This is a genomic window from Mycobacterium pseudoshottsii JCM 15466 (assembly GCF_003584745.1).
GTDB classification, from domain to species: domain Bacteria; phylum Actinomycetota; class Actinomycetes; order Mycobacteriales; family Mycobacteriaceae; genus Mycobacterium; species Mycobacterium marinum.
Genome location: NZ_AP018410.1, coordinates 4,066,175 through 4,076,731, shown reverse-complemented (window position 1 = coordinate 4,076,731; position 10,557 = coordinate 4,066,175). Strand labels below are relative to the sequence as shown.

The window sequence follows — 10,557 nt, the reverse complement described above, 5'->3', positions numbered from 1 at the left end:
GCAGCACTACCTCTCACTCGACCACTTCGCTCGTTGCGACAAGTTCTCGTTGTTGTGCGCACCGGTTCCAGCTCGCCGACCGCCGGTTTCGGTGCCGCCGCGGTTGGGCTCATCGGCGTTGCCGGTCACGGATCATCAGCGCGGCCCGCTTGTCCGGTAGATCAAGGTCGGCGGTGCGCTCGAACCCGGCACGTTCGAGCGCCCGGATCATTCGGGTGTTGTTGACGTCGGGCTCGGCGATGACACGGTCTGCGCTCGGATCCGCATCCAGCTGCCACGTCGAGACGATGCGCAGCAGATCCGCGGCGAGGCGCCGTCCCCGGCATTCGGCGGGACCTAGCAAACTGTGCAGGCCGGCATCGTGCTCGCGCGCGGCGTAGTGGCGGGCGAGCGGATCCAGATCGGCACGGTAGAGCTCCCAATAGCTGATCGGGGCGCCGTCTAGCAGGCCGAGATAAGGGACGGAATGCGCGCTGCAGTGTTGGTCGAACAGATACGAGGCGATCTGGGGCCGTGGCCACGGCTTGCGCCAGAAGCGCGCCACTTCGGGATCGTTCATCCAGGAATGCATCAAATCGAGGTCGCCCTCGGGGTCCAGCCGCCGCAGCGAGAACTCGCCCGAGAAGGCCTCATGATCCAGCGCGGCGCGACATTGTTGCAGGTCAAGCGCGTTCACTAGGTACCTCCCGACCATCTGGCCCGGATGGCCCGCCATCAGCGCCTGGGGCGCAGGATCGATCCGGTCTCTGTCTTGCCGTGATAGCCGCGACGGGCCGCAACAGCCATTCAACTTAGCGAAGGCTAACATAAGCCTGGTTTGGCGAAGGCTGTTCGGCATGCAGGGGCTTGCCCCCGGACAGCGCGCGGGCGTTGGCGAGTTGGAGGGGTTGGTTTGATGCGCGTCGTGTCGCTTGATTTCAGACCTGGGAAGCCGGGGCCCGCAGGTTCTGATTGGTCCGGCGCAGCGACGGTGAGGAGTGAGGCTAACCATGGCAGATGATGTCAGGACTTTGCAGGATCGCCGCCGGGAACTGTTGCGCCGGCGGATCGCCGAGAGCGGATTGGCGGCGGAGCAGTCGAGCGACCAGCCATGTATCTGCCCGGGAGAACGTTATCGTCTGTCGGACGGCCAGCGCCGCATGTGGTTCCTGCAGACGATGGACCCCGATGACGTCACGTTGAACATCTGCGTCGCGTACCGGCTGACTGGCCTGGTGGACGAGGACCGCTTGCATACCGCCGTCAACGATGTGGTTGCGCGCCATGCGATTTTGCGCACCACCTACGGGGTGGACACCGAAGGGGAGCCATACCAGGTATTTTCCGACGACGTTGAGGTCGGCTGGCGACGTGAGGATCTGACCCGGCTGCCCGAGGCCGGACATGAGCAGCAGATCGAGAGTCTGGCGGCCGACGAGTTCGGCCGTCCCTTCGACTTGACCAACGAGTTGCCGCTGCGGATCACCGTGATACGTACCCGCGCGGACGAATTGGTGTTGCTTCTGGTCGTGCATCACATCTGTTGGGACGACGATTCCTGGGAGGTCTTCTTCGGCGAGCTCAGCGCCGCCTACAACGATCTGCCGATCAACGACCCGGCAGCACAGTTCCTCAGCGTTGAGGTGCTGCAAAACTCTGCGGCTCCTAGCGTGGCCGACGTCGGCTACTGGGCGGAGACATTGCGTCCGCTGCCGGAACCGCCGGAGCTTCCCGGTGTGTCCGGTGCGAATCCCTGCAGGCGGGCGCAGCGTCGAGTTCGGCCGCTGCCCGCCGGCCTGTTCAGCAGGGTCGAGGAATTCGCCAGGAAGTGCTCCGCGTCACCGTTCATGGTGTTGCTCGCGGCATACGGCGTGCTGGTGCGCCGCTACACCGGAGCATCGGATTTTCTGGTCTCGGTCCCGGTCACCGAACGCAGTGGTGCCGCCGCGGGTGCCCTCGGATATTTCGGCAACACGTTGCTGCTGCGGATCACGACACGGTCGCAGGACACCTTCACCTCATTCGTCAACGAGGTACGGGAAACCTGTCTGGCCGGCTTCGCCCACCAATCGGTGGGCATCGACCGGGTGGTACGCGAAGCAAACCCGGAGCGAATGGGACGCGACGGGATGGACCTGCTGGTCCGACTCGGTTTCAACATGCGCAAGAGCGCCGGTGGCCTTGCGTTGGACGGCGTCGTGGTGCGCCAACTCGGCCTCGGTGCGGTAGCCGCGCATCTTCCGCTCTCGTTGACGATCGCGCTCGACCCCGATGATGTCTCGGTCGAATTCGAGTATCAGCAACAGCTGAGCTCTGTGCTGGTCGACCAGATGCTGGCCCATTACCTACAGCTGGTGGACAAAGCGCTGGCCGAGCCCGAGCGGCCGCTGTCCAGCCTGGACATCCTCGGCGCTGGCGAACGCGATAGCGTGCTGGCCCAGTCGCATGGCGAGCTTGTTGAAATGCCTGCCACCACGATGGTCAAGCTGCTGGAAGCGACCGCGTCGGCAGCCGGGACGGCCACAGCGCTGGCATTGGTTTCCGACGAGGCCGAACTGACCTACAGCGAACTACACCGGCGCGCGAATCGTTTGGCGCGCCGGTTTATCGGCCAAGGCTTCGGGCCTGAGGACATCATCGGGCTGCGGATGGCCAACTCGATCGAGTTCATCGTCGCAATGCTGGCGGTGCTCAAGGCCGGTGCGGCCTACTTGCCGATCGATCCCGCCTACCCCGACGAGCGCATCGACTACCTCATCACCGACGCTCGTCCGCAGACGGTCATCGGGCGGCCCGAACTCGACGTTGCCGAGCGGGCCGCGGCCGATAACTCGGATCTGCCACTCTCTGATGGCGACCGGCTAAGGCCCTTGCGCCCTGGGCATTTGGCCTATGTGATCTACACATCCGGCTCCACCGGCCGGCCCAAAGGGGTGGCGGTGTCGCATCACGCGATCGCCGAACATGTGCAGGGTTTCGTCGCCGAGTGGACCATGACGGCCGAAGACCGGTGGCTGCAGTTCTCGTCGGTCAGCTTCGATGCTTCGCTGGCGGATATCTTCGTCACGTTATTCCTTGGGGCACAGCTGATCGTGCCCAAGCCGGATGCCTTCGGCGACATCAGCTATGTCGCGGATCTGATCAGCCGCCGCGGCGTCACGGTGTTACACCTGGTGCCTTCCATGCTGAGCACCCTGCTACTGCTGCCCCAGGTCCAGCAGTGGCGGCAGTTGCGCCACGTTCCGGTCGGCGGAGAAGCGCTTCCCGGTGAGGTGGCGGACAGATTCGCCGGCTACTTCGACGCGGAGTTGCGCAATCACTACGGGCCGACCGAGGCGGTGGTCTGTTCCACACACATGGTGGTCACGGGCTCGCATGGTGCCCGAGTGGTGCCGATTGGTGTGCCAAACCGCAACGTCTACGCATACGTGCTTGACGAGCAACTCCATCCGGTACCGGACCAGGTGATCGGTGAGCTGTATCTGGGCGGCAGTCAGTTGGCGCGTGGATATCTGGGACGGCCAACTCTGACCGCGCAACGCTTCATCGCCGACCCGTTCAATCCCGGCATGCGGCTGTACCGAACGGGCGATCTGGTTCGCCGCAACCATTGCGGTGAGCTGGAATTCGTCGGCCGCGCCGACGAGCAAGTCAAGATCCGCGGCTTCCGCATCGAACTTGGCGAGGTCGAATCCGTGATCACCACGCATCCAGCGGTACGGCACTGCCTCGTCGTCGCGGAAGAAACCGAGGCCGGACCCATGCTTGCCGCGTACCTGGTGCCGGCGGCGGCCCAGGTCGACCTCGAGGAGATCCGGGCGCACACCGCAGCGGCAGTGCCGGAGTACATGGTGCCCGGCGCGTTCGCGGTGATCCCAGAGATCCCGATGACGGTGAGCGGCAAACTCGACAGGCGGGCATTGCCCGCGCCAACTCCGATCGCGACCCGACGCTACCGCGAGCCAGAGACGGCCACCGAGCGGTGGATATGCTCGATCTTCGCCCAGCTGTTCGGCCGGCAGCGGGTCGGCGCCGAAGACTCCTTCTTCGGGCTGGGCGGCCATTCGCTGCTGGCGGCTCGACTCGTTGCCCAGATTCGGGCCGAGTTCGGCGTGGACCTGACTGTGCGCACCATCTTCGACGCTCCGACTCCGGCCGGGCTGGCGGCCCGCCTGGTGGAACGGTTCCGCAACGATTTCGAACTCGACCTTGATAACTTGGCCGCCGACGACATGCCGTTGGATCCGAAACGGGCCCGCCCCGGATTCGTCAAATCGGCCAGGCCACAGTGGCTTCCACTGTCCCACTCCCAGCTCGCCGCCTGGTTTCAGCACCGGATCGAGGGCGCCCGCGAAGAGTTCAACATGCCTCTCGCGCTTCGCTTCGAAGGTCCACTGGACTCGGTCGCACTCGCCGCGGCACTCAACGATGTGGTGGCCCGCCATGAGGCGTTGCGCACCAACTTCGATGAGCACGAAGGCGTTCCGTATCAGATCGTGCACCCGAGCCGGACGGTGCAGCTAGCGGTCCGTGCGATCGACCAGGACGAGTTCGACGACGTATCGACTCAGCTACGCCGGCATGTGTTCACCCCGGAGTCCGGGCCGTTGCTGCAAGCCAACCTGTTGGTGCTGGGGCCGGATACGCACGTGCTGTTGTTGATCGTGCACCACATCGTCAGCGATCACGCGTCGCTCGAGATTGTTTTCGACGACCTGATCGTTGCCTACCGGGCCCGACTGCAACACAACGCGCCGCAGTGGGACATCCTGCCCATCCAGTTTGCGGACTACGCGGTGTGGCAACGAAACACGTTCGAGTCCAACTGGGGACAGACCGAACTCGACTACTGGCGCGATGCGTTGGCCGGACTGCCGGACGAGATTTCGGTGGCAACTGACCGCGCGCGTCCACGTGTGCTCGGCAAGCGCGGCGAGGTAGTGCAGTTCAGTGTCCCGGCGGCCCGTCGTTCTGCACTTACCCAACTCGCCGAGCGCAACGGCGCGACCGAGTTCATGCTCTATCAGGCCGCTCTGGCCGTCGTCCTGCACAAGCTCGGCGGCGGCACCGACATCGCGCTGGGCAGCCCGGTGGCCGCCCGGGTGGAACCGGCCACCGCGCAGCTGGTCGGTCTGTTCGCCAACGTCGTGGTGCTGCGCACCGACCTATCCGGTGATCCGACGCTGCGCTCCATACTCGTCGGCAGTCGCGACACGGTGCTCGATGCGTTGGCACACCAGGAGCTTCCCATCGAGCGGTTGGTGGAGGTTCTCAACCCACCACGCGCGCTGTCGCGCAATCCGTTGTTCCAGAACATGCTCAACTTCCGGGGCGAGGACTGGGCGCTGGTCCCGCGCGATCTCACCGGAAGGGGCGAAACCACGGTTGTGCCACTTCCGGTGAACTTCGAAGTCGCCCTGCTCTTTCTGGCCATTGGGATGAGCGTGACACTGAGTGGAGAACTCGACGTGCAGGTCATCGCCAACGCCGACCTCTACGAACCCGTGACGGTTGCGCTGATCGCCGATGCATTGGACGCCGCACTCGCTGCGTTCGCAACAACACCGGACCTCCCACTGTCGGCGGTGCAGCTGCTGCCCAGCGCTGACTTGGCAAAGCTGCTGGCCCCACCGCTGCCGGCCGGTCCCGCGGCGTCGCAGCCGGTCGCCGCTGGATCCGCGGAAACCGAGCGGCGGCTGACCGCCATGCTGGAGGAGTTGCTCGAGATCACCGGCATCGATCGCGACGAGAACTACTTCGCGTTGGGCGGCGACAGCATCATCGCCATCAAATGGTCGGCTCAAGCCGGTGCGCTGGGGCTGCCGTTTCCCCCGGCCATGGTGTTTGAGCACATGACCATCGCTGAGCTGGCCGCCGCCGTCGACGCGGCCAACGGCGAGCCCGTGGTCGAGGCGGATCCGCCACCGGCGCAGGAATATACGCCGATGAGCGCATCCGGCTTGGCTCCCGATGCATTGGCCAAGCTGAGCGCATCCTGGCTGCAGCAGGGAAGCGCATCGTGACCGCGGCTGCCCCACAGATCGAGGACGTCCTTGCCCTCAGCCCGCTGCAGGAGGGGCTGTTCGCGTTACACCAGCTGGCCGAGGACGGCGTCGACCTCTACAGCATGCAGTTCGTGGTCGATATCGACGGACCGGTTGACCTCGAATTGCTCCGTCGCAGCGCGCAAGCCATGCTGGACCGCCATCCCAATCTGCGCGCCGCCTTCTGGGATCGTGATGTGCCCAAGCCGGTGCAGATTGTGCCCGTCCATGCCGCGCTGCCGTGGTCCGAGCGGGTGGCGACACCGGCGGAATTTGACTCCATCGCACGCTCGGAGCGACGCCGTCCGTTTGATCTCAGCCGTGGACCGGCACTGCGGGTGGTGGTGCTCAGCGTTCCTGGCGAGACCAAGCGCCGGATGATCTTCACCGCTCACCACATCCTGGTGGACGGTTGGTCACTTGCGGTGTTCTTCACCGAACTGCTCGCGGTGTACCGAGCGGGGGGAGCGGCCGACGCGCTTCCGGCCGCGCGCCCCTACCGCGACTACATCGTCTGGCTCGCCAAACAGGACAGGTCGGCCGCGCTCGCCGGCTGGATGGACTATCTGCGCGGGGTGTCCGAACCGCTCATGGTGGCTTATGAGGCCACGGCGGGGCAGAGCAAGCCGGGGAAAACGGAACTGTTGTTGCCGGCGGCCGACACTGCGCGCCTGCGACAGTGGGCGGGGCGCCATGGCCTCACGCTGAACACCGCGGTGCTTTTCGCCTGGGCAGTCGTGCTGAGCAGGCTGACGGACCGTCGTGATGTCGTGTTCGGCACCGTTGTCTCCGGCCGTCCTGACCAGCTGCCCGGGGTGGAGACCATGGTCGGGCTGTTCATCAACGCCGTACCGGTCGTCCACTACGTGAGTGGTACGGAAGCTGTGGTGGCGCAATGCACTCAGGTGCAGCGCCAGTCATCGGCGATGCGCGACGTCAGTTACCTGAGCTTGTCGGAAATCCAACGCGAACATGGCCGCGGCCCCCTCTTCGACTCCCTGTTCGTGTTCGAGAATGCGCCGATCGACGACGCCATCCGCCCGGCCACCACACCCGACGGCGCCCAGTTCCTTCCCGTGGAGATGGAAAGCCTGACGCACTACCCGCTGACCGTGGTCTCGCACCTGCGCGAGGACGAGTTGCTGGTGCTGATCGAGGCCATAGCCGAGGCGCTGCCGTATCTTCCGGCCGCCGAAATTGGCGAGCGAATGCTGACCGTGCTGCGTCAACTTCCCGATATCGGCGACGGCACTCCCGACGACCTGGACATTCGGACCGCGGCTGAGCTGAAGGCACATGGCCTCCTTGCCGCGAGGTCGGCGCCCACCTTCGATACGACGGTGTGGGAAATGTTCGAGCGTCAGGTGCAAACCACACCGGATGCCGTCGCCCTGACTGCCGCGGGTGGTGTGCGCCATACCTATGCCGAACTGCACGCGCGGGCCTGCCGGCTGGCGGGGGAGCTAGCCGAGCACGGAGTCGGCCCGGAAACGGTTGTGGCGCTGGTGTTGCCGCGCTCGGAGCGATCCATCGTCGCGATTCTGGGGGTGCTGGCCGCCGGTGGGGCCTATCTACCCGTAGACGTCACCCTTCCCAGTGCGCGCGTCGAATCTATTGTGCGTCAGGCTAGCCCAGCGTTAGCCATCACCGAAGCCGACTATTCGCAGCTGGTCGGCAACGCCGTGCCGACCTTGGCGCTCGATGATCCCGCCGCGGTGGACAGTATTTCGCGGCGCAGCGCTGCCGCGCCCACCGTCGACCGTCGACCGGAACAGTCCGCCTATGTCATCTTCACCTCCGGATCAACCGGTGAACCCAAGGGTGTCGTCGGTACCAACGCCGCGGTGTTGAGCTATTTCGCTGACCACGCCGAGCGCGTATACCGGGCAGCCCGCGCCCGCCTGGGCCGGCCGTTGCGCATCGCTCACGCCTGGTCGCTGAGTTTTGACGCCTCGTGGCAGCCCATGGTCGGCCTGCTCGACGGGCATGAGATCCATCTGTTCGACGCCGATGAGATGCGCGACGCGGATCGCCTGGTGGAAGGCATCGCGATCGGTCAGATCGACATGATCGACACCACCCCGTCAATGTTCGTCCAGCTAAGTGCCGCCGGGTTGTTGGATCACAACCTCTCGGTTCTTGCCCTGGGCGGCGAGGCGATCAACACCGGGCTGTGGGATCAGCTTCGTGGGCTATCGCAGATGGCGGTCTACAACTGCTACGGGCCGACCGAGATGACGGTTGAGGCGGTGGTCGCCGCGGTCAAGGACTATCGGAAACCGACGATCGGTACTGCCAACGCGGGGACTTTCGGTTACGTCTTCGATTCGGCGCTGCGGATGGTGCCCGACGGCGTGGTGGGGGAGCTCTACCTGTCGGGGGCGCAGCTGGCCCGGGGCTATGTTGGCAGACCTGGGATGACGGCTGCTCGCTTCGTGGCCGACCTGCTGCGTCCGGGTCAGCGCATGTATCGGACCGGGGACTTGGTGCGCCGGTTGTCCCATGGTGGCTACGCCTACGTGGGCCGCGCCGACACCCAGGTCAAGATCCGCGGCTATCGCGTCGAGGTCGGCGAGATCGAGGCGGCACTGCGCGGCCAGCCCGGCGTGCATGACGCGGCGGTTTCGGTCCTGCGTCAGCAGGACCGCACCAGCCTGGTCGGTTTCGTTGTGTGGCAGGACAATATGCACGAGGACCTGATCAAGCTGCGCGCCGGTCTCACCGAGCGCCTGCCGTCCTACATGGTTCCAGCGCGTATCGTGACGCTTCCGCGGCTGCCGGTGAATGCCAACGGCAAGCTGGATGGTCACGCATTGGATCGGCTGGCCGAAGACGCATTGACGAGTGTCTCCGGGGGCACAGCGGTATCGGCGTCGACTGACACCGAACGCGTGTTGTGCGAACTGTTCGAAGAGCAGCTCAACGCTGTTCCGCACATCGATGATGATCTGTTCCTGTTCGGTATGGACAGCATCGTGGCAATCTCGTTGGCCCACCAGGCGAGACGGCAGGGACTTCGAGTGGACCCGCGGATGGTGTTGACCGCTACGACGATTCGCGAACTCGGTGCCGCAATCGATGCCGCGGTGGACTCGCAGGACGCCCCGGCCGACGCCGACTACGGTGCGGTGCTGCCGCTGCCGATGGTGTCCTGGCTCTATGAATACGGCAACTACCGCCGATTCACCCACACCGTGTTGCTGCGGCTACCCTCGGGCATCGACCGCTCGTCCATCGAACTGATGCTGCAGCTGCTGCTCGATGGACACGACACCTTGCGGTCAATTTTGACCGAAACCCCAGAGGGGCCGCGGCTGGTCACTCGCGAGCCCGCGGCGGTGCGTGCCGAAGACGTGCTGACCCGTATCAGGTTGCCCGAAGGCTCCGATGACGAACTGGCCTCGGCCGTCGCGCACGCCGCGCGGGTCGTGACCGACCAGATCGACCCATCCGCCGGTGCGATGGTGCGCGCCATCTGGTTCCGCGGCACCGAACATCGGGCTGACCCGGCGAATATGTTGCTGCTCACCGCTCATCACCTGGCCGTGGATGTGGTGTCCTGGCACATCATGCTGGGCGACCTCGCCGCGGCGTGGCGCTCGCTGCAGGCGGGCACGCCACCGAAGATATTGCCGGAGTTCACCTCCTACCGCCGGTGGTGCGAGCTGATGTGGCACCGGGCTTCGGCGCCGCAAGTACAGGACCAGCGCGACTACTGGGCGGCCCTGGTGCGCGAACCCGATCCGGCGTTGGGCCTGCGCTACCCGGACCCGACTCGCGATACCTGGTCCACGCTGCAACTCACGCGGGCAGCCATTCCGGTCGATGTCACGGAGAGGGTGCTGGGCGCGGTCAGACGCGACCAAGGCGTGCGCGAACTATTGCTGGCCGCAACAGCGATGGCGGTGGCAAGCTGGCGTCGGGTCCGTGCTCAGGATCCGGCGGCGGGGGTCCTGGTCGCGTTGGAGGGCCACGGGCGCGCTGATGCCGTACTCGATACCGACACCACCAACACCGTCGGCTGGTTCACCAACGCATTCCCGGTGCGCCTCGGCGCGGGCGCGGCGGCGGTGGATATCGAGCAGGCCGAGCGGGATCCGGTGGCCGCCCAGGACCTGGTCCATTCCGTCGTCAGCCACCTCGAAGCGATCCCGAACGACGGTTTGGACTACGGCTTGCTTCGGTACGTGGACGGCGTTGCCGAACTGGTGGACGCGGTCGATCCGCAGATCCAGTTCAGCTATCTGGGGCGCCTGGACCTCGGCGGCGTCGCCGATCAACCGTGGTCGCTGCTGACCGGGCCCTACCTCGACGCGCTTCCGATTGATCCGGAGCCGGATCTGCCCCTGCGTTTTGCGTTGAACCTCAGTGTGTTTGTCGGCGTGACAGCCGAGGGCACCCAACTGATCGGCAACTGGCGCTGGAGTGACGCGGTGTTCGAACGCTCCGACATCGACCACCTGACCGGCCTGTGGCAGCGCGGCATTGCCGCGCTCGCGGCCGGGTTGGACTAGGCGCCGAGTCAATAGACTGG

At 65.5% G+C, this 10,557-nt stretch carries 3 protein-coding genes; 2 read left to right on the top strand and 1 reads right to left on the bottom strand.

What is annotated here, in order from left to right; all coding sequences use genetic code 11:
• Positions 1-109: 109 nt before the first annotated feature.
• Positions 110-676: a GNAT family N-acetyltransferase gene (locus MPSD_RS18565; RefSeq protein WP_020725936.1), complete on the bottom strand. Its 567-nt coding sequence runs from the start codon at positions 674-676 to the stop codon at positions 110-112.
• Between the two features lie 313 nt (positions 677-989).
• Between MPSD_RS18565 and MPSD_RS18560 the strand changes: the two genes are divergently transcribed.
• Positions 990-6,002 carry a non-ribosomal peptide synthetase gene (locus MPSD_RS18560; RefSeq protein WP_020786780.1) on the top strand — a complete coding sequence of 1,671 codons (5,013 nt, stop codon included), beginning with the start codon at positions 990-992 and terminating at the stop codon, positions 6,000-6,002.
• Positions 5,999-10,537 (top strand): non-ribosomal peptide synthetase, encoded by a 4,539-nt coding sequence (locus MPSD_RS18555; RefSeq protein WP_086084817.1) that lies wholly within the window; start codon positions 5,999-6,001, stop codon positions 10,535-10,537. The genes MPSD_RS18560 and MPSD_RS18555 overlap by 4 nt, the downstream gene beginning before the upstream one ends.
• The last annotated feature ends 20 nt before the right edge of the window (positions 10,538-10,557 follow it).

Excerpts from the sequence above, each read along its gene's own strand:
- MPSD_RS18560 (WP_020786780.1), top strand. The coding sequence starts at position 990 with ATGGCAGATGATGTCAGGACTTTGCAGGATCGCCGCCGGGAACTGTTG.